The organism is Mucilaginibacter ginsenosidivorax (assembly GCF_007971525.1).
In the GTDB taxonomy this organism is placed as follows: Bacteria; Bacteroidota; Bacteroidia; order Sphingobacteriales; family Sphingobacteriaceae; genus Mucilaginibacter; species Mucilaginibacter ginsenosidivorax.
The window spans coordinates 2,755,762-2,777,100 of sequence record NZ_CP042437.1; the positions used below are offsets into that span (position 1 = coordinate 2,755,762).

A 21,339-nucleotide genomic window follows, 5' to 3' on the forward strand; every position below is an offset into this window, starting at 1 on the left:
CCCTCATCGCTCTTTATATTTAAATCCGAAATCGAAAATCCGAAATCAAATTATATCAGCAATCTAACTGGTTCTTCCAGTAACGATTTTAAAGTTTGCAGGAATGCTGCGGCAGTAGCGCCATCAACTACCCGGTGATCTGCACTCAAGGTAACCTTCATGATGTTGCCAGGCACTACAGCGCCATTTTTAACAACCGGAACTGCCTGGATACCGCTTACAGCAAGAATACAAGCGTTTGGTGTGTTAATAATAGCAGTAAACTCATCAACACCAAACATACCAAGGTTTGATATGGTGAATGTTGAGCCTTCCATTTCGGCAGGTTGTAATTTTTTAGATTTTGCTTTACTGGCAAATTCTTTCACTTCAACCGAGATATGGCTTAGTGATTTACCATCGGCAAATTTAATTACCGGTACCAGCAAACCTTCATCAACAGCAACGGCAACACCAATGTGAATATGCTCGTTAGTGCGTATTTTATCGCCCAGGAATGATGAATTAATAGCAGGATGTTGTTTTAAGGCAACAGCACAGGCTTTTAATACAAAATCATTAAACGATATTTTAACCGGGGCAACATCATTAATGCGGGTACGGGCTGCAATAGCCTGATCCATATCAATGCTCATGGTTACGTAGAAATGCGGAGCAGTAAACAAGCTTTCGCTTAAGCGGCGGCTGATGGCTTTACGCATTTGTGTAACTGCCCTTTCGGTAAATTTCTCTTCGCCGGTATAAGTTGGCAATACGATAGGTGCTTTTGCCGGTGCAGCAGGCGCCGATGCAGGTGCAGCAGCCGGTGTTGGCTCAGCAGCCGGTTTAGCAGCCGGTGTATATTCTTCAATATCTTTTTTAATAATGCGGCCGCCTTCGGCACTGCCTTTTACATCATTAAGGTTAATGCCTTTATCTTTTGCAATTTTACGTGCAAGTGGCGATGCCTTTACGCGGCTGTCATCAGCAGATGTTGACGATGCAACAGGCGCGGCATCAGCAGTTTCGGTTTTGGCTTCAGGAGCCGCTTCGGCAGCAGGTGCAGGTGCATCATTGCCAGCCTGTAATAAAGGCGTAATATCGGTTCCCTCTTTACCTACAATGGCAATAATGCCATTAACAGCAACTGCTTCGCCTTCTTTTACACCAATGTACAATAAAGTACCTGCCTCGTATCCTACAACCTCCATAGTAGCCTTATCGGTTGCCACATCAGCCAATGAATCGTCGGCTTTTACTTTGTCACCTACCTTAAAGTTCCATTTTTCAATGGTACCTTCGGTCATGGTATCGCTTAAAAGCGGCATGCGTATAACCGCAGCTGGTATGCTCGATAAATCAACCTTTGGCGCCGCGGTGGCTGCTGGTTTTTTATCGGCAACAGGTGCCGGTTCGGCAGCCTTCTCTTCTTTTTTCGCGGCAGGCTCGCTACCACTATCAGCCAGCGCGGTTTTGTAATCCTCACCATCCTTGCCAATTACGGCAATAACCGCATCAACCGGAACGGCTGCACCTTCTTCAACACCTATAAATAACAAGGTGCCATCCTGGTACGATTCAAAATCCATGGTAGCTTTATCAGTTTCAACCTCGGCCAATACATCGCCTGATTTTACTTTATCGCCAACTTTTTTATGCCATTTAGTCAATACCCCTTCGGTCATGGTATCGCTCATTTTAGGCATCTTAACTACTTCGGCCATATACTTTTTATATGTGTTATAATTTAGTATTTATATAATAGTGGCAAGTTTTGAGTAGTGAGTTTTGAGTTTAAAATCTTTTTGCAGCTTTACTCAAAACTAATTACTTAAAACTCAAAACTAATCCCTAATGTATGGATAATCCTCCTGAACGTAAACGTCGGTGTATAGTTCAGATGCATCAGGCCATGGCGATTCTTCGGCAAATTGAACCGCTTCATCAACAATAGCTTTAATTTTGGCATCAATCTCTTCAAACCATTTATCATCGGCATATTGTTTTTCAACAATAGTCTGTTTGGTCATTTCAATAGGATCTTTTGCTTTATAGCTTTCCAATTCCTCTTTGGTGCGATATTTCTGCGGATCGGACATGGAGTGACCTTTAAAGCGGTAAGTACGCATCTCTAAAAAGGTTGGGCCTTCACCTGAACGGGCACGTGAAATAGCTTCGTCCATAGCAACGTGCACTGCGGCCGGGTCCATACCATCAACCGCCGATGAAGGGATGCCGTAAGGCAAACCTAATTTATAAATATCAGTTTGGATGGTTGTACGTTCAACAGAAGTACCCATGGCGTAACCATTATTTTCGCAAATAAAAATTACAGGTAGTTTCCAAAGTGCTGCCATGTTAAAGGTTTCGGTAAGTGCGCCCTGGCGTACAGCACCATCGCCCATGTAAGTGATATTCACAAACTCGGTACCTTTATATTTTTCGGCAAATGCAACACCGGCACCAAGTGGTACCTGGCCGCCTACTATACCGTGACCGCCGTAAAAGTGTTTGCTTTTATCAAACATGTGCATAGAGCCGCCCTTGCCTTTTGAGCATCCGGTTGCTTTACCATACATCTCGGCCATGATAGCTTTAGGCTCTACGCCTTTGGCCAAAGCATGTGCGTGATCGCGGTAAGCGGTTATCATGCTGTCTTCCTGTTTCATTACAGACATGGCACCGGCCAATACAGCCTCCTGCCCAATGTACAGGTGACAAAAGCCCCTGATTTTTTGTTGCCCGTATAGTTGTCCTGTCTTTTCTTCGAACTTACGCATCAACAGCATTTGTTCGTACCACATCAGGTAAGTGTCCTTAGTTATTTCGATTGAACTCATGTATTTAAACAGTCAATTTCTTGGAGTAAAGCGCAAATCTAATTATATCCTTTAAATTATCGAAACCGCAGCCAAATGTTATGCAGTTTTATTTTTTATTTCTTACAGCGCACATTTGGTAAGCAATATCAATAGCATTTTGTTTGATTTGCCAAACTTTATAATGTCAATTTTAATTTTCGCAAAAGAGTTTTTGTTAACTTTCTGTGTTTGAACCGCTAAAAAACAGTAATTGTCCTGTTTTTCAGATTCTTTTTTACCCAATTTTGAAATAAATCATGATTCACGCACAAAAAAGGGTAACCATAAATATCCATCCTTCGTAATAGTATTAGCTTTATATTAATAACATTTTTAGTAAGGCCCTTATATTTATATTTTTTGAAAAAAAAGCACGTTTTATTTGCAAATTTAAAAAATATGGATAGTTTTGTATTCAACGATAGACAAAGTGTCTAATTTAATAAACAATTTGTTGGCCCTAACAACAACTTTAACTGATTAAATGAAGAAATTTGCCCTGGCTATTGCCCTAATGTTCACTGTTTTAGCTTCGCAAGCTCAAACAAAAACCACTCCAGCTGTTACCGAGGATAAAACCGACGAACAAGAGGGTTTAGCAAAAACATACCTCTCTCAAATTATGGGTGTTGCTTTATCAGCCACCTCAAACATGAAACTTTTTCACTTTGTTTATGACTGGATTGGTACCCCTTACCATTTTGGCGGCGAGTCAAGAAAAGGTATAGATTGCTCTGCATTTACCAAAGAGTTATACAGCGAGGTTTTTAACCTGGATATTAAAAGAAGCTCACGCGATATTTTCAGCATGGTTAACCCTGTTGGTAAAGATGATTTAAAAGAAGGCGACCTTGTTTTCTTCAAAATCCATAGCCGCCGTATTTCACATGTAGGCATTTACCTGGGCGATGGCAAGTTTGCACATGCATCATCAAGAGGGGTGGCCATTAGCAGTCTCGACGATAATTATTACAGCCGTTACTTTTACAAAGGCGGTCGTTTGTTAGCTTCATTTAAAGACCAGCTAACCAACAGCAACGTTGCAACCAATACCGACGACGACAATAGCAACTAAAGAAATTCAATAAAATACTTAATTTAGTCCCGTCATAAACATGAAGGGACTTTTTTTTTATACCAAACCTTGTTCACTGCCTGTTGTAATCTGCCTGGTTATAATTTTGCAGGCTTGCCAAACACCGCCGCCAAAACATGTTGTGGTAAAGCAACAAAGAGCAGTGATCGCAAAGCCCGAACCTCCAAAACCCGCGCCCATTGTACCCGATTCACTTTGTATTGCCGCAATGGGCGATATTATGTTGGGCACTTCGTATCCTAATAATGCTACCCTGCCGCCTGATAGCGCCGTAAACAGTTTTAATGCGGTAAAGCCCGACCTGCAAGGCGCAGATGTGATATTTGGTAACCTGGAAGGATCGTTATTAGATTCCGGCGATCCTGCGCATTACAAGTTGCATCAAAAAAGTAAGGCCTTTCTGTTCAGGATGCCTACAAAATATGCCTCTGTTTTAAAAGATGCAGGATTTAACCTGCTTAGCCTTGCCAATAACCATATCAGCGATTTTGATATTAAAGGCCGCAACAGTACCACACAAACCTTGGATAGCCTTGGTATTAATTATGCGGGACTGCTGATAAAGCCATCAACAGTTTTTGAAGTAAATGGCATAAAATACGGCTTTTGTTCATTTGCACCCAATGCCAACACTGTTCCTATCCTCAATTTAAAGGGCGCTGCCAGCATTATCAGCGAACTAAAGCAGCGATGCGATGTGGTCATCGTATCTTTTCATGGCGGCGGCGAAGGTGTTAATTATGAGCATGTGCCCCGTAAAATGGAAAGCTTCATTAACGAAAAACGGGGCGATGTATACGCATTTGCCCACAATGCTATTGATGCAGGAGCCGACCTCATTTTTGGCAATGGCCCACATGTTAACCGTGCTATGGAAATGTACAAAAACAGGCTAATAGCCTATAGCCTGGGCAACTTTTGCACCTACCGCTGTGTGAGCGTTGCCGGCATTTGCGGGCTTGCGCCGGTTTTAAAAGTTTATGTTAATAAAAAGGGAGAATTTTTAAGCGGGAAGATACTATCATACAGGCAGGCGCATGATAAAGGCCTGGAAAGGGATACCCTAAACCGTGCCGCCACCAGGATAAGGGAACTTACCGAAACCGATTTTCCTGAAGGCATCCTAAATATATCTGACGAAGGCCAGATAACCGCCAACGTACCGGAAAACTAAACGTACTATTTTTTTAAGATAAGGTCGCCGCCGGCATACCTAAACTTTTGAGGCCGATCGGCCAAATACCTTACCTGGTATCCGGTAAAAGCAACACCATTGATATTTATTGTCAGCCTGATGGTATCGGGCAGGTTGCTGGTACTTATTCTGAATGTTTTGCCTGTTAAGGCATACAACTTTGAAAAATCGAGGCTATCTTTTTCGGATTTTAATAACCTTATTGTGCCCGTGCTATCGGTACTCATGTTATCCTGAAAATAAGATAGTTTATAGCTTTTATCGCCCATCATTACACCCTTGTTGGTAAAAGTGAATGCCGGTTTATTGTTAAACGGCAGTATAACAAAATCCTTTACAGGAGTGCCTGTTTTATCGGTTATTATAATAACCACCCGCGAATCGTGAATAGATTTACTAAGCGAAACCCGATATGAGATATTATCGGCTTTCTGGGGATAGGGCGTTAACAGCACGCTATCACCGGCTACCTGCCATTTGCCAATACTCGAAGACGATTGTCCTTCGCAGGCATGCACCCAGGTAAATGTAGAATCGCTGTTGAGATAGATATTTTGCCCGCAAAAGCCTTCGCCAAATCCATATTTTTTGGCAGTTACCGGTTTTATATTTGCTAAAGCCGGCCTAAAAACGTCTATCACTTTCTGCTGCGCATCGTTATTACAGGATGCAAAAAGCATAGCAGTAAGCAGGCAGCCGGTTATTTGCTTCATCGGTTTATCTTAAATAAACCGCGTCTTCTTCTCCCTCTTCATCCATCACTACATCTACATGTTCTTTTATAACGGTTGATAAAGCCATACCGGCAAAATCAGTAGTTACCGGGAAACTTTTGTGATTACGATCTATCAAAACAGCCGTGCGTAATTTTTTTAACGGCACATCCAAAAAAACGCCAAAGCCATAGGCCAGGGTTTTGCCGCTGTTTAATACATCATCAACCAGAATCACTACCTTGTTGCTGCAGGCATTCACGTCAAAATCTATATTGGCCTGCAGGCTGCTGCTTTGCTTATCCAGTTCGATAGATAATAGTTTGCTGCTAAATGGAGCGATGTTATCCAAAATGGCTTTCAGGCGAGCGGCGATATGGTTGCCGCGGGGCAGTATGCCGGCTATAAGTATCTCTTCCTCGTCAAAATTATCTTCCAGTATCTGGTAAGCCATACGGTCCAGCTTTTGCTGTATCTGCTGCCGGTTTAATATCAGGAGTTTCTTTTCGGGCATGGGAAGAAAGCTTTGTAAGTTTTAACGATGAACCGTTACAATGTTGGTTTTATGCGTGGTAAATATACAAGTCCGTTTTAAGGTTTCAAGTTTAAACGCTGCACATTCTATTTTTTATAGGGTACATAAACAAAATTTGCACCCTCGGGCACTACTACAAACACGCACATATATTCGTTGGGATTTTTGTAGCTGCTGATAAAGCGTTCTTTCAATTCCGGTTTAATTACACCGCGTTCGGTAAATTCCTCAAGCGTTGAGGCGTGGATGCTCCAGTCCGAATTCAAATCGTGCCTGTCCAGTATCAACTCGCCCAATTTTAACTCGTGCTGGTGGGCTATAAAAATCGGATACGATGATAGCCCTTCTACCATAATTTCGATGGCCACCTCATGTATCGAATCCTTAAAAAATTTAAGATCGCGCTCCAAACTCAGCAGCGGGCTGTTTTTGGCCGGCTGAGGTTGGTTTTCATTATCCGGGTTTAACAGATCTTCGGGTTGCATATATAGAAAACTCTAAAAAATAAATTCTAAACTCTAATTGGGAAAATCCTACGCTAAAAAACTAAATTATAAACCGCAATGGGGACATTCTAAACAAGAAAACGATAAGGGTAAAAATCTCATTCTATAATCCTTATCCGTTCATAATTAACCCCTTAACACCAATAACACCACATTTTCCACATGCTGTGTATGTGGAAACATATCTACGGGTTGTATTTTTACGATATCGTACTTTTCTTTTAATACCAGCAAATCGCGGGCCTGGGTAGCTGCGTTACAGCTTACATAAACAATTTTAGGCGCTTCAATTTCCATAAGGCGGGCAACCACATCAGGGTGCATACCAGCACGTGGCGGGTCGGTAATGATCACATCCGGCTTGCCGTGCTCAGTTACAAAACTGGCAACCAATACATCTTTCATATCACCCGCGTAAAATTTGGTATTGGTGATATTGTTAATAGCCGAGTTTACTTTAGCATCCTCGATGGCAGTGGGCACATACTCTACCCCTACCACTTCTTTTACGCTGCCCGCTATAAAATTGGCAATGGTACCCGCACCTGTGTACAGGTCATAAACCAGCTCATTACCGGTAAAGCCTGCAAAATCGCGGGTTATCTCGTAAAGGCGCAGCGCCTGGATGCTGTTGGTTTGGTAAAACGATTTTGGGCCTATACGGAATTTGATGCCATTCATTTCCTCATGAATGTATTCGGGGCCTTTAAAGGCTATTACATCCTGGTCAAAAATGGTATCGTTCTTTTTTTGGTTGATAATGTATAATAACGATGTTATTTCCGGGAAACCGGCATCAATAAAATTCATCAGCTTATCCACCTCTTCCTGTTCCGCGTAAGCAAATACCACAATAACCATGATCTCGCCGGTAGATGATGTGCGTACAATCAGGTTGCGTAATGCGCCTTCGTGGTTACGCAGGTTATAAAATGAATACCCCTGCTCAATCACAAAATCGCGGATGCTGTTGCGCAGACTATTTGATGGCTCGGCCTGCAGGTAGCAGTGCTTTACATCCAAAATTTTATCAAACCGACCCGGGATATGAAAACCAAGGGCATTCATGTTCAGGGCTTCATCTTCTTTGTTCTCGCCATCATATAGCCAGCGTTTATCGCTAAAGGTATATTCCAGTTTATTGCGGTAATATCTATCCGCCGGCGAAGGGATGATATCCATGATGCCATCTACATTAATTTTGGCTATACGGCCAAGGGCATCGGCAACAGATTTTTGTTTGAATTTAAGTTGGGCGTCGTAGGTCATGTGCTGCCATTTGCAGCCGCCACAGGTACCAAAGTGCTCGCAAAATGGTGTGGTACGGTATTCAGAAGCTTGCTTCAGGTTAAAAATTTTGCCTTCGCCAAAATTCTTTTTGCTTTTATAAAGCTGTACATCTACAACATCGCCGGGTATGGCTTTATCAACAAAAAGCACAAAGTCGTCGGTTTTGCCCACGCCTTTTCCTTCTTCGGCAATATCTATTATCCGAACGTCTTCAAAAAACTTCTGTTTTGCAACTTTATTCATCAGGCTGCAAAGGTAACAATCAGAATCAAGAAGTTAGAATCAAGAATTAAGACGAAAAAAAGGAGCAACAACACTAAAGAAATAAACCCATTAAATAGCTTACAATATCTGTTAATGGATTAAACTCAATATCGAACTGCTCGTCTACCTGTTTTGAAAAATCTGTTAGTTCACGGCTCATGACATTTAAATTTACTATGCAAACATAATAAATATTATACCATATACCAAAATGGTATATGGTATATAAATATAAAGTTTAGGTTTTTGTGAAATGAATGTTTAGCTATTTGCAGCGTCAACTACTATTGATTCCTGCTTATCCCAGTTAATCTTCCGCGAGAAATACATCAGCACACCCACAATAATGAACAAGGCTATACTCCCTACCATCAGCGCGAGGTCTTCCAACTGGATGATCACGAAAATAAATGTATAAAATACCGATAGGATAAAAGCAAATAACACAGCCGCCATCCTGTTTTTCAATATAGATGCTATGAATGTTGCTATGAGGCCGATGGTTGCAACAGATGCCACAAGGTAAGCGAAGTTAAAACCAATTTGCTCGGAGAAAGATAGCAGCAACAGGTAGTAAATGATCATGGCCGCGGCTATCAAAACATAATTAAAAATGTGAATGCTCTGCTTTCGGATAACCTCGGTTAAAAACAGGGAGATAAAAGTAAGCAGCACAATTAAAATGGCATACTTGCTGGTACGTGTCGTTTTTTGATACTGATCAACCGGTAAACGAAGTTTAATTCCGAAAGTAGCATCGGCTTGCTTTTTTACGTTATTTAGCAAACCGTTATCATCAACCCATTGCTGCGGGAAGGGCCGGTTATAATACAACATTTTCCAATGCGATTTAAAACCTCCACTATCTACGGTGCGTTCGTCGGGCAAATAACGGCCATCAAAACTTGGGCTGGCCCAACTGCCGCCGGCTTGTACATCGGTAGTTTTGCCTAGGTGTAAAAAGCTAAGTTCCTGGCTTCCTTTCATATCAAGGCTATAATCAAAGGTAAATTCGCCATCTTTAATTCCCGATAGATTTATGGCTGCCTGCAAGCCTTCGCCCGGCAACACGGCGTTGTTAAATACAGGCTCGGCAGCCAGGGTTTGGCCGCCGGCTTTAACAACAGGGTTGTTTTTTAAACCTTTTAAATCGGTAATACTAAAAACCAGGCGCGCCTTATCCAGTACGAGCTGATCAGGGGCTAAAGAAACACTGGCCAAACTGGCCTTTGAAAAGTTTCCGGATACTTTAACAAGCGAGTTATAAACTGCCACATCAAAAATGCCCCTATGCAATATCTGTGTATTAAGACCTGCTTTGATGTTCAAATTATCGGGCAGGACATAGAGGTTTTCCATAACATCCTGTGACGTTACCTTACCGGCGGTATCCATTTTTTGAATATGCTTTCTGTAAGGAATAACCAATACCGGCCCTGTTACCAGCTGCCCGCCCGACCATTTGTCTGATACATCATTTATCATCTCGTCCTGTCGTTGCGCGCGCTCGCTTATCAGGTTATTAATCAGCGATGAGGGGATGAGCAATACTATAATCAGCACTCCTATAAAAAGTAATTTAACTGTAACCGACTCCTTAAGCCAGTCCATTATTACGCGTGTTTTTGGTTCTTGTTGTATCATTTTGCTTTTATAAAGTACTTTGTATTTGAAAGTCAATGTGTAAAAAAATAGACCTTTTCATTGCCCTTTGTTCCTGTAGACAAATCAACAAAAAGAACTTTGTATTTCAAAGTATATTGTTAAAATACTTTTATTATTATTTAAGTCTGTATCTTTAAAGGATGAGCACCCAGGAACAAATTTATAATTGGCTAATAACCGGTCTGCAGCAATCTCCGGTAAAATTCTCGGAAGTGTTTTATTATGATAAACGTGATAAGCAATTCTTTTCGATTTTAATGACAGATTATTTCCTGTTTGACGGGAATGGCGAATTGGCCCGGGATGCGTCATCAACCTATTCGGAAGCCACGTTGTTACTGCTGACCGACAGAATCCGCAGGATTAACATTGATCCACAGATCATAGCAATACCCCGGCTTGGCGATACCGACGAAGATTATTTACAGCAAGCAGATAGTTTTTTAAATTTAAATGCGATCAACGTTGATGAATCAACCATCTGGGATGTTGAAGAAAGCGGATCGATAACGTTCAATTTGAAATAACTCAACCTACACAGTAATGGCCGCCTTTACCAAATAAGGCAATATCTCTTTTTGAAAAGAAACAAAGTTTTTGCGCACATCCGAATCGCTTACCGAGGTAAACGCAAAACTGAACACGATGCTTTTGCTGCATTTGATCAGGAACCGTAAACGCTGGTGATAGGTTTCGTGTTTGCGGATGCCGGGCAGCTGGATAAATGATGCCATCAGCATTTCTTCCAGCTCGTTGCTCAGGTTTTTTAAAAAGTCCTGGGAGTTGGTTGATTCGCGGATAAAATCCCAGCCAATAAACTCGTTGCAAACAGTGTATGACAGGCGGCAGGTTTTCATGATAAGGTTGTTGAGGTGGGCCTCTTCGTCCATATCGGGCGTATTGCTCTGCACCAGGTCATCAACACTGGCTTTAATATAGTCCATCAGCAAAATATGCAATACCGCCTCCTTACTATCAAAATACTTGTAGATAGTGGCTTTTGCGATCCTTGCTTTTTTGGCTATTTCGTTAACGCTGGTTTTATGGTAACCGAATTTGCGGAATAAATCTTGCGCTGCCCGCTTTATACTGTCTTTAATTTTATCGGCTTCCATGTATCAATTGGATACAAATATCTGAAAATTATAGACACTCACACTATATGCCCTTAATGATTTGGTGGCCGGCGCTTTTACCGGCGTACCATCGGCCAAAGAAAATTTAGAACCACTACAGGGATCGGTTACCGAAAAGCCTGAAGCATCAAGCGTAACCGCGCATTTTTTTTCGGGCTGATAGCTGCTGCACCGGTCGTAAGCTACATACTGGCCAGATCCGGTACGGTAAATAATTAGCCCGGCAACACCATAGCCGCCTATAAAAACTACGCCGCCACCACTGGTAAGCGGCGCCAGGCGCGGATCATTTATGGGTGCCGAAAAGTTTACCGGTACACTGGGTATATTGTCTGTTGCTTTGCCGCATGAAAAACAGCACAAACCAATAAGCACTATCGCCAGCAGTTTCCTCATAACATCTCTGTAGTGAACTGTTTCAGAAAGCGCACGTCATTTTCAGAAAACAAACGCAGGTCGCGGATAACATACTTCAGGTTGGCAATTCGTTCCATACCCATTCCAAACGCAAAACCGGTAAATTTCTTACTATCGATACCGCAATTTTCCAAAACGTTAGGATCAACCATACCACAGCCTAAAATCTCGACCCAGCCACTGTATTTACACATATTGCAGCCTGAACCTTTACAAATGGTACAGGATATATCCATTTCGGCAGATGGTTCGGTAAACGGGAAGTACGATGGCCTGAACCGTACCTGGGTACCCTCGCCATAAAGCTCTTGCACAAAATGATACAGTGTTTGCTTTAAATCGGCAAATGATACGTTTTCATCAACATACAAACCCTCTACCTGGTGAAAAAAGCAATGGGCACGGGCAGATATTGCTTCGTTACGGTAAACGCGGCCCGGCATTATAGCGCGGAACGGCGGCTTACCCTGCTCCATCATCCTCACTTGCACCGATGAGGTATGCGTGCGTAAAGCAATATCATCCTTACCACTGTTCTTTTTAATAAAAAACGTGTCCTGCATGTCGCGGGCCGGGTGTTCTTCTGGGAAATTTAATGCCGAAAAATTATGCCAGTCATCTTCAATCTCCGGGCCCTCTGCAACTACGAATCCAAGGCGCTTAAAAATATCAATGATCTCGTTTCGCACCAGGGATAAGGGATGACGTGACCCAACAGTAAACCCATCACCAGGCAACGTTAAATCGATATCTGAGTTGTTAGTTGTTAGTTGTGAGTTGTTAGTTTCTTTTAATTCGTTGTATTTAGCTTCCGCCAGCTGTTTAAACTCATTAAGCACTTTACCAAAAGTACGTTTCTCTTCGGGGCCTACGGTTTTAAATTCTTCAAAAAGGTCTTTGATAATTCCCTTTGTGCCTAAAAATTTTATGCGGAACGCTTCCAGTTCATCGGCCTTGGCAGAAGCAAAGGCTTTAATTTCGGCGGCGTATTGGTCTATTTTATTTTGCATTATAGTGTTCTTAAAAATTGTTCGGCTGTTAAAACCGGGATAGTAGAATGTTTATAATCTTTTATATTACGAGTGATGATAAAATCAGCATTAGCGCTTTTAGCTGCATAAAACTGAACGGCATCTTCAAAATCGACAAAATTACTGCTTATTGCTAAATCAATGATTTTTTCGCCTATCTCTATTATACTTACTATTGATCTTAGGCGCTTTAATAATTCAAGTTTGTTAACCTTGTCAAACTTATCAAGGAAATAATGGGCATTTACAAACACAACTGATGATGTTTGCAATTTCAATCGTTTCTCATAGGCTAATTCTAATATATTAGCCGCCGGCAAATAAAATCCTGGCCTCTTTAACAATGCGTCTAAAATCACATCGCTATCAATAAACACCGTTATCACAACCCGTATTTTACGTCTAAGTGCTTGCGATACTCAGCTTTATGGTCAAAGTCGGCAACTGGTTCTCCTGTAATTGTTAGTTTTTTAACCCAATCAGAAAGCTCTTCTTCTTTCTTCATTATGAATGGTGCTTTTGTTTCCGCCTCTAATTCTCCTTTAAATAAGTTTTCAGCAATCTTTGAAATACTTGTATTTCTCTTTCTTGCAACCTCTTTCATTTGATCTATTAATCCTGGTTCTATACTTAAAGTCAGCTTCATAATAAAATCCCTCCTGTATCTACAAATATAAAGAATCTACACGTATTATTTAATCACTCCCAATTCCTTACCTACTTTGGTAAACGCGGCAATTGCCTTATCCAAATGGTGCATATCATGAGCTGCCGAAATTTGTACTCGGATACGAGCCTTGCCTTGCGGAACCACCGGGTAATAAAAACCTATTACATAAATACCCTCTTCCAGCATTTTGGCGGCAAACTCCTGCGCCAGTTTAGCTTCATAAAGCATAACCGGTACAATTGGGTGCACACCAGGTTTAATGTCAAAACCAACTTCGGTCATTTTTTGGCGGAAGTATTGGGTATTGTTTTCCAGCTTGTCGCGCAGTTGGGTAGTCTCGCTCAACATATCCAAAACTGCTATTGAAGCGCCGGTAATAGCAGGCGCCAATGTGTTTGAAAACAGGTACGGGCGCGAACGCTGGCGCAACATATCAATAATCTCTTTACGGCCCGAGGTAAAACCACCGGATGCACCACCTAAGGCTTTACCCAAAGTACCGGTAATAATATCAATTTTGCCCATTACATGGTGGTGCTCATGCGTACCACGGCCTGTTTTACCCATAAAGCCGCTGCAATGGCTTTCGTCAATCATTACCAAAGCATTGTATCGTTCGGCCAGGGCGCAAATTTTATCAAGCTGTGCAATTGTACCATCCATGCTAAAAGCGCCATCGGTAACAATAATACGGTGACGGCAACTTTCGGTCGCTTTCAGCTTTTCCTCAAGATCGGCCATGTCATCATGTTTGTAGCGCTGGCGCTGGGCTTTGCATAAACGTACGCCATCAATGATCGATGCATGGTTCAGCTCATCAGATATAATAGCATCCTGTGCATCAAACAGTGGCTCAAACACACCGCCGTTAGCGTCAAAAGCAGCAGCATAAAGTATGGTATCTTCGGTGCCTAAAAAATCGGCTATCTTTTTTTCAAGTTCTTTATGAATATCCTGCGTGCCGCAAATAAAACGAACAGACGATAAACCATAACCATGTGTATCCATTGCATCCTTAGCTGCCTGGATAACTTTAGCATTGCCAGATAAACCAAGATAATTATTAGCACAAAAATTTATTACTTCCTGCCCGCCCTGCACGGTAATATCCGCACCTTGTGCCGATGTAATGATGCGCTCTTTTTTAAATAAACCTGCATTTTCAATGGCTTCCAGTTCTTGCTGCAAAACCGGCTGTAATGTATTATACATAGTAGTTGATGGTTAAAGGCAGCAAAATTAAGCAATACCGGGCATTTGGCAGGACTCAATCATACTTTTAATTAATTATTAAGGGCGAATTAAAACATTTGAACGATAAGTAGTATTTGATTGTTGAATGAAGATGAGAAAACACTTACTATTGATTTTTACCATGTTATGTGCCGTTACGTCATCGGCGCAGCAATATTTGTTATCGGGCAAAATAACCAACAAAAAAAACGAAGTTATTCCGTTTACTTCCGTATATATCCGCAATTCTACTTACGGTACTACAGCCAATGAAAACGGATTGTACCAGTTTAAGCTTGCACCGGGCGATTACAATTTAACTTATCGTTTTGTAGGGTACGACGAAAAGGTTGTAAAAGTTACCATAGCCGATAACGACCAAACCATGAACGTTCAGCTTGATGACGAAATATTTGGTACAGAAAGGGTTGCAGCCATGTATCGTAAAAATCATGATGCTGCCGATACCATCATGAAACAGGTGATCAAAAAAAGAAAATATTATTTGGATGAAGCTACCTCATATTCCTGCGCAGTTTATATAAAAGGCGTACAAAAACTGTTAAGCGCACCCAAAGCTCTATTATCAAAAGAAGTGGTTCGCGCGCTTGACCTTGACTCGATGGGGCGGGGCATCCTTTACCAACAGGAGTCACTATCAGATTATAACTTTCAATCGCCCGATAAAATCAGGGAAGTTACCATTGCCAACCGCATATCGGGTATCAACACCGCTTTTAGCTACAACAAGGCATCCGATCTGCAGGTGAATTTTTACAAAAATGTGTTCAGCATCAATGGCTTAAGCACCCGCGGTTTTGTATCGCCACTGGCATCCAATGCCCTCACCTTTTACAGGTATAAGCTCCTCGGTGTATCCAATGAAAATGGCCGGATAATAGATAAGATACAGGTTATACCACGCCGTGCCCATGGCCAGTATTTCCAGGGAGATATTTATATAGTTGATGGCGAATGGCGGTTGTACAGCGCCGATTTATACCTGGAAAAAGGATTGAATAGCCTCAACCTGATAGATACCTTAAAAATTACCCAGCAGTACGTAGCCATAACGGATAGTGTTTGGATGCCGGCCGCGGTTCAATACAATTTTAAGGGCAAAGTGCTGGGTTTTACATTTGGCGGCTATTACGAAGCTATTTACAATAACTATAAAATTAATCCAACCTTTCCTGAGCACTTTTTTACCGGCGAAGTGCTTAAAGTTGATACCGTTTCAAATGCTAAAAATGCAGATTACTGGACATCAGTACGGCCTGTGCCGCTAACACCGAAAGAAACCCGCGATTACCAGAAAAAGGATAGTGTAGCCGCCTATAAACAAACCAAAGCCTACCTGGATACATTGCAGCACTCCAAAAACCATATTAACTACCCGGGTTATTTGATATTTGGCTATTATGCTTCCAGTCGCGACAATAAGGATTCATTGTGGGTATCGCCGTTTATACAAACATTTTACTACAACACTGTTGAAGGTTTTGGCATTAACGCTAAAGTAAGGTACAGCAAAAAGATTGATGATTTTCATGCATTCAGTATAACGCCGTCCTTACGCTACGGCTTTTCAAATAAGATATTCAGCGCCAATATTTATTCCGACTATAAAAATGATCCATTCCATAATGCCAAATTTTTTACGGGTTTTGGCAGCGACGTGCTGGATTTGAATAACGTAGGCACCCGATCATTATATTTTAATACCTTAAGTACCTTGCTCAGCGAGAACAACTATGTAAAATACTACCGTACCCACTATGGCCTATTTGGATATCAGCGCGAGGTAACCAATGGCGTATTACTATCGGGCAGCTTGTCATACGCCAGCCGAAGCCAATTGTATAATACTTCATATTCGCACATTAAAGATGTAAAAAACAGGGATTTTACATCAAACAACCCATTGGCCCCGCCGGGTACACCGGCAGATGACCATTCCTTTTTGTTTCCCGATAACCAGGCATTAACATTTACCACATCGGCCACCTTTACCTTCGATCAGGAATACGTAACCCGGCCCACCGGCAAATTTAATCTGCCTTCAAAATATCCAACCTTAACCTTAAATTATAGGAAAGGTATTAATAGCCTGTTAGGTTCTGATGTAAATTACGATTTTACATCTGTTGATATCTCGCAAAACAAAATAAGGATTGGTTTAACAGGTTTTTCATCGTTCAAATTAACAGCCGGCGGCTTCTTTAATGATAAAAACCTCTATTACATGGATTACAATCACTTTTTAGGTAACCAGGGTACCACATTCGATCCAACCTATGTAGGCAGTTTCCACTTTTTGCCTTTTTATACTTACAGTACCAATGGCGCTTTCCTTGAAGCTCATTTTCAACATAATTTTGCCGGTTCAATTTTTAACAAAATTCCGTTATTACGTAAGGCCAAGCTTGAAGAGATTATTGGCGCAAATTATCTTACCACCAAAGCAAACCGCGATTACACGGAGTTTTACGTTGGCGTACAGCGCCTCATTTTCAGGGTTGATTATGGCGTATCCTACATGGGCAACCAAAAATACATCCAGGGCTTCAGGATCTTTTATGGGATCAGGTAGGTTTGTTGAGGTAAAAGGGTAAAGGCGAAAGGTTTTGAAAAGCCAGAACGATGGCTAGTGGGTCTGTAAACCTTTCGCCTTTATCCTTTTACCTTTCGCCTCAAAACCTTATCTTTGCGCCTCATTTAACACTGTTTACAGCAGTATCAATGGATTATGGCAATATATAATACACTACTGTACTATTGTTATTCAACAATAGCCGATGCGGAGCAATTTGCTGCCGATCATTTAAAATTTTGTAAAAGCTTAGGGTTAACCGGCCGTATTATTGTGGCCGAAGAAGGGCTTAATGGTACCGTATCGGGCACCGCTGAAGCTTGTAAAACCTATATGGATACTGTACATGCCGATGAGCGCTTTGCCGGTATCGATTTTAAGGTTGACGAAGTTACCGAGCCCTCATTTGTAAAAATGCACTGCCGTTACAAGGCCGAGATAGTTTACTCGGGCCTGCGCGACCCCAATGTTATCAACCCGCAACAACAAACAGGTAAGCACCTGGAGCCAAAAGAATTTATGGCAATGAAAGACCGCGATGACGTGGTTGTTTTGGATGTACGGTCAAACTACGAACATTCGTTAGGCAAATTCAAAAACGCGGTAACGCTTGACATCGAAAACTTCAGGGATTTCCCGGCCATGATTAATGAACTGGCCAAATACAAAGATAAAAAGATCCTGACCTATTGCACCGGTGGCATTAAATGCGAAAAAGCATCGGCACTGTTGCTGCACGAAGGCTTCCCCGAAGTTTACCAGCTACATGGCGGTATCATTAAATATGGTAAAGAAGCCGGCGGCCAGGATTTTGAAGGCAAATGCTATGTATTTGATAACCGCCTTTCTGTTGATGTAAACAGCGTGAACCCGGTAGTGATATCAACCTGCCGCAATTGTGGTACCACCACCCCTAAAATGATAAACTGTGCCAACCCCGAGTGCAACGAACATTTTACCCAATGCGATGAATGTGGCACCAAACTGGAAGGTTGCTGCAGCGATGCTTGCCAAAGCCATCCACGCAAAAGGGTTTATGACGGCACAGGCTATTATGTAAAAGTACCCCAGCCGGTAAATACCAATAAAAGAAATAACCTGCAACTGGCAGACCGATAACAAAAAAAGCCTACCCAAACCGGTGGGCTTTTTTATTTCTGCAACTCAAACCTTAATTTCGTAAAATTGGTTTGCTTTGCAGGCTGATGCCATCTTATAACCCATGCGTAAATCGTTACTGATTATTTTCCTGTTGTTTTGTACTCGTCTCCTAAATGCACACGCGGTGGATATCAAAAGCGTAGGCGTGCCTTATGTACAAAATTACACCAAGGCCATGTACCAATCGGGCAATCAAAACTGGAGCATTACGCGCGATGAGCATGGCATTATGTATTTTGGCAATGCCCAGGGTTTACTTGCCTTTGATGGCAAATACTGGCAACAGCATCACATGCCCAACGGCTTAATTGTTCGCTCGGTATCGGCCGATGGCAAAGGCAAAATTTATGTTGGGGCCTATGGCGAATTTGGTTATTGGACCGATGATAACAAGGGAGTTTTAAAATACAACTCGCTGATAAACCTGGTTCCCGCAAAGTATAGGCCGATTAATGAAGAGATCTGGAAGATATATATTGATGGCGGGCGCATCATTTTCCAATCGTTCGGGTCGATATACATTTATTCCAAAGGAAAAATCAACGTCATAAAAACGCCAAACCCGTACCTGTTTATGTTTAAAGCAGGGAATCGCTTTTTTATCGAACAGGTTTCGGTTGGGCTATTTGAGCTTAAGGATAACCGGCTGCTTTTTGTTCCCGGCAGCAATATATTGGGGCCAAGTGGCGTGTTATCGATGTTGCCATTCCAAAAAAACAAATTCATTATTGGTACAGCCCAAAATGGTTTGTTTATTTACGACGGGCAAACCATAAAACCCTGGGCAAACCAGGCAAACGATTTTTTAAAAACATACCAGCTTAATAACGGTGCGTTAATAGCCGGTAAATATGTAGCCTATGGTACCATATTAAATGGCGTAGTGGTTATTGATACTGCAGGCAACCTTATTCAGCATATTAACAAGGCAAGCGGCTTGCAAAACAACACTGTTTTAAGCCTGTATACAGATAGCGAACAAAACCTTTGGGCGGGCCTTGACAATGGCATCGACCGTATCGAAGTCAACTCTCCACTATATTTTTACTTTGATAAAACCGGCAAGTTTGGCACGGTTTACTCCAGTATAATTTTTGATAATAAAATTTACCTGGGTACAAACCAGGGGCTTTTTTACAGCGATTGGGTTCCCGAAAACAACAACAAGCTTTTCCAGTCGTTTGATTTTAAACTTATCCCCGGCTCGCAAGGCCAGGTTTGGGAGCTTACCATGCAGGATGGGCGCTTGCTTTGCGGCCATAACGATGGCACCTACCAGGTAAACGGTAGCACCATAACCAAAATATCCACTATTACCGGTGGCTGGACAACCAAAAAATTTGGTACTGATAAACTCATTCAAGGAAATTATACCGGCCTGGCAATCTTCAGGAAAGATGCGCTGAATAACTGGATATTTGACCATAAAGTTGAGGGATTTGGCGAGCCATCGCGGTATGTTGAACAGGACAGTAAAGGACAAATTTGGGTAAGCCACGCTTACAAAGGCATTTACAAGCTAACCTTAAGCGCCGACCTGAAAAAGGTAACTTCCAAAGTATATTACGATAGCCGGTATGGCCTGCCCGGCAGTTACAATGTAAATGTATTCGACCTTGATAACCGGGTTGTGTTTACTTCCGATTCGGGCTTTTATGTTTACGATGATATTACCGACCGATTTTTTAAATACACACAGCTTAATAAAAAGCTGGGCACATTTGCCACCTCCAGCAAAATCATTAAAGCCATAGGCAAAAAATATTGGTTTATAAACCAGGGCCGTGTAGCCCTGGCCGACTTTTCGGTGCCGGGCAAGCTGAGTATTGATACCAACAGGTTCAGCATTCTTAACGGGCAAATGGTGCAGCATTATGAAACTATTAACCGTATCAATGCATCAACCTACCTTATTAGTATTGATGATGGCTTCGTGATCCTCAACGATGAGGATGCTTTGCTCCCCAACAAAATCAGCATTCCGCAAGTACTCATACGCCAGGTTGAAAACATTACCGACAAAGTTTACGTGATAAGTGAAGACGGCAGTGGCCTTAACGATATCGAAATACCTTATACGCAAAACAACATTCGCATCTCCTACTCGCTACCGTATTATAAGCAGGCTAAAATTAAATTCCAGTATTACCTGGAAGGTTACTCGCGCCAGTGGAGCGATTGGACACAACAGAGCCAGAAAGAGTTTACCAACCTTGACCAGGGAACCTACCATTTTAAGGTACGCGCTAAAATAAACGATCAGAATGTATCGTCAATCACCTCATTAACATTCATTATTCTGCCGCCATGGTATGCCGGCAAACCGGCTATGCTGTTTTATGCCTTGTTGCTGGTACTGTTTTATTACCTGGTGAGGTACTATTACCGTCTGAAACTAAAACGCCATCAGTTGCATATTCACCAAAAGCTTCAACGTGAAAAGGAGGAGTTTTTAAAACAGGAGGCCATTGCAAACGAGCAACACATTATCAGCATTAAAAATGAGCAGTTACAGGCAGACCTGGCCGGCAAAAGCCGCGAGCTGGCCAATTCGGCCATGAACCTGGTTTACAAAAATGAATTGCTGCAAAAAATAAGCGAAGAAATACTGCACCTTAAAGATAGTTCAGGCAAAAAACTGGCCGACGACCAGCTGCGGCGCATCCAAAAAGTTATTGACGAAGGTATGAATGATGAGCGCGACTGGAACATATTTGAAAAAAGTTTCAATGAAGCGCATGAAAACTTTTTCAAAAAACTAAAATCAGACCACCCCGACCTGGTGCCAAATGACCTTAAACTTTGCGCCTACCTGCGCATGAATATGAGCAGTAAAGAGATGGCTTCCCTTTTAAACATCTCCCTGCGCGGCGTGGAAATAAGGCGCTACCGCCTGCGTAAAAAGCTCAACCTGGAGCACGATAAAAACCTGGTGGAGTTTCTCATCGAGCTATAATACTACATCATTACCTCTCATAAGCATTTATAAAACCG

At 42.0% G+C, this 21,339-nt stretch carries 19 protein-coding genes; 6 read left to right on the forward strand and 13 right to left on the reverse strand.

Features of this window, described 5'->3' with window-relative positions; genetic code table 11:
* Positions 1-50 precede the first annotated feature (50 nt).
* Both FSB76_RS11435 and pdhA read right to left on the reverse strand, forming a co-directional pair.
* Positions 51-1,703, reverse strand: a complete 1,653-nt coding sequence (locus FSB76_RS11435) for a pyruvate dehydrogenase complex dihydrolipoamide acetyltransferase (RefSeq protein WP_147053703.1) — start codon at positions 1,701-1,703, stop codon at positions 51-53.
* Between the two features lie 120 nt (positions 1,704-1,823).
* The gene (pdhA, locus tag FSB76_RS11440; RefSeq protein WP_147053704.1) at positions 1,824-2,819 is read right to left on the reverse strand and encodes a pyruvate dehydrogenase (acetyl-transferring) E1 component subunit alpha; all 996 of its coding nucleotides are present in this window, start codon (positions 2,817-2,819) and stop codon (positions 1,824-1,826) included.
* Between the two features lie 505 nt (positions 2,820-3,324).
* Between pdhA and FSB76_RS11445 the strand changes: the two genes are divergently transcribed.
* Positions 3,325-3,915 carry a C40 family peptidase gene (locus tag FSB76_RS11445; RefSeq protein WP_147053705.1) on the forward strand — a complete coding sequence of 197 codons (591 nt, stop codon included), beginning with the start codon at positions 3,325-3,327 and terminating at the stop codon, positions 3,913-3,915.
* A gap of 40 nt (positions 3,916-3,955) precedes the next feature.
* A complete protein-coding gene (locus FSB76_RS11450) occupies positions 3,956-5,110 on the forward strand; it encodes a CapA family protein (protein ID WP_147053706.1) in 1,155 nt (384 codons plus the stop codon).
* Positions 5,111-5,115: 5 nt separating this feature from the next.
* Here the strand turns inward: FSB76_RS11450 and FSB76_RS11455 are convergent, their stop codons facing one another.
* The 5 genes from FSB76_RS11455 to creD form a co-directional block, all read right to left on the reverse strand.
* Positions 5,116-5,844, reverse strand: a complete 729-nt coding sequence (locus tag FSB76_RS11455) for a hypothetical protein (RefSeq protein ID WP_147053707.1) — start codon at positions 5,842-5,844, stop codon at positions 5,116-5,118.
* A 4-nt stretch (positions 5,845-5,848) separates the two neighbouring features.
* Positions 5,849-6,358 carry a phosphoribosyltransferase family protein gene (locus FSB76_RS11460; protein WP_147053708.1) on the reverse strand — a complete coding sequence of 170 codons (510 nt, stop codon included), beginning with the start codon at positions 6,356-6,358 and terminating at the stop codon, positions 5,849-5,851.
* A 107-nt stretch (positions 6,359-6,465) separates the two neighbouring features.
* Positions 6,466-6,864 carry a hypothetical protein gene (locus FSB76_RS11465; protein WP_147053709.1) on the reverse strand — a complete coding sequence of 133 codons (399 nt, stop codon included), beginning with the start codon at positions 6,862-6,864 and terminating at the stop codon, positions 6,466-6,468.
* Between the two features lie 147 nt (positions 6,865-7,011).
* Positions 7,012-8,418, reverse strand: a complete 1,407-nt coding sequence (gene rlmD / locus FSB76_RS11470) for a 23S rRNA (uracil(1939)-C(5))-methyltransferase RlmD (RefSeq protein WP_192910145.1) — start codon at positions 8,416-8,418, stop codon at positions 7,012-7,014.
* Positions 8,419-8,700: 282 nt separating this feature from the next.
* On the reverse strand, positions 8,701-10,083 hold the full coding sequence (creD, locus tag FSB76_RS11475) for a cell envelope integrity protein CreD (protein WP_147053711.1): 1,383 nt from the start codon (positions 10,081-10,083) through the stop codon (positions 8,701-8,703).
* A 161-nt stretch (positions 10,084-10,244) separates the two neighbouring features.
* Here creD and FSB76_RS11480 point away from each other — a divergent pair, with 161 nt between their 5' ends.
* A complete protein-coding gene (locus FSB76_RS11480) occupies positions 10,245-10,631 on the forward strand; it encodes a hypothetical protein (protein ID WP_147053712.1) in 387 nt (128 codons plus the stop codon).
* Positions 10,632-10,637: 6 nt separating this feature from the next.
* Here FSB76_RS11480 and FSB76_RS11485 read toward each other — a convergent pair whose 3' ends face one another.
* From FSB76_RS11485 to kbl, 6 genes are read right to left on the reverse strand one after another with little or no spacing between them, the layout of a single operon-like run.
* Entirely contained in the window at positions 10,638-11,219 is a 582-nt protein-coding gene (locus FSB76_RS11485) for a TetR/AcrR family transcriptional regulator (RefSeq protein WP_090652075.1), read from the reverse strand.
* Positions 11,220-11,222: 3 nt separating this feature from the next.
* Positions 11,223-11,636, reverse strand: a complete 414-nt coding sequence (locus FSB76_RS11490; protein WP_147053713.1) for a Rieske (2Fe-2S) protein — start codon at positions 11,634-11,636, stop codon at positions 11,223-11,225.
* The gene (gene pheS / locus FSB76_RS11495) at positions 11,633-12,667 is read right to left on the reverse strand and encodes a phenylalanine--tRNA ligase subunit alpha (RefSeq protein ID WP_192910146.1); all 1,035 of its coding nucleotides are present in this window, start codon (positions 12,665-12,667) and stop codon (positions 11,633-11,635) included. Before pheS ends, FSB76_RS11490 begins: the two co-directional genes overlap by 4 nt.
* On the reverse strand, positions 12,667-13,065 hold the full coding sequence (locus tag FSB76_RS11500; RefSeq protein ID WP_158642882.1) for a PIN domain-containing protein: 399 nt from the start codon (positions 13,063-13,065) through the stop codon (positions 12,667-12,669). The genes pheS and FSB76_RS11500 overlap by 1 nt, the downstream gene beginning before the upstream one ends.
* 5 nt (positions 13,066-13,070) lie before the next feature.
* The gene (locus FSB76_RS11505; protein ID WP_147053716.1) at positions 13,071-13,334 is read right to left on the reverse strand and encodes a DUF6364 family protein; all 264 of its coding nucleotides are present in this window, start codon (positions 13,332-13,334) and stop codon (positions 13,071-13,073) included.
* Positions 13,335-13,379: 45 nt separating this feature from the next.
* Positions 13,380-14,570 (reverse strand): glycine C-acetyltransferase, encoded by a 1,191-nt coding sequence (gene kbl, locus FSB76_RS11510; RefSeq protein ID WP_147053717.1) that lies wholly within the window; start codon positions 14,568-14,570, stop codon positions 13,380-13,382.
* A 133-nt stretch (positions 14,571-14,703) separates the two neighbouring features.
* On the opposite strand from kbl, the gene FSB76_RS11515 reads away from it, so the two are divergent.
* The 3 genes from FSB76_RS11515 to FSB76_RS11525 all read left to right on the forward strand — a co-directional run bounded on the left by FSB76_RS11515 (position 14,704) and on the right by FSB76_RS11525 (position 21,301).
* The gene (locus FSB76_RS11515; RefSeq protein WP_158642883.1) at positions 14,704-17,184 is read left to right on the forward strand and encodes a DUF5686 family protein; all 2,481 of its coding nucleotides are present in this window, start codon (positions 14,704-14,706) and stop codon (positions 17,182-17,184) included.
* Between the two features lie 156 nt (positions 17,185-17,340).
* Positions 17,341-18,303 (forward strand): oxygen-dependent tRNA uridine(34) hydroxylase TrhO, encoded by a 963-nt coding sequence (gene trhO, locus FSB76_RS11520; protein WP_147053719.1) that lies wholly within the window; start codon positions 17,341-17,343, stop codon positions 18,301-18,303.
* A gap of 103 nt (positions 18,304-18,406) precedes the next feature.
* A complete protein-coding gene (locus FSB76_RS11525) occupies positions 18,407-21,301 on the forward strand; it encodes a ligand-binding sensor domain-containing protein (RefSeq protein ID WP_147053720.1) in 2,895 nt (964 codons plus the stop codon).
* Positions 21,302-21,339 lie beyond the last annotated feature (38 nt).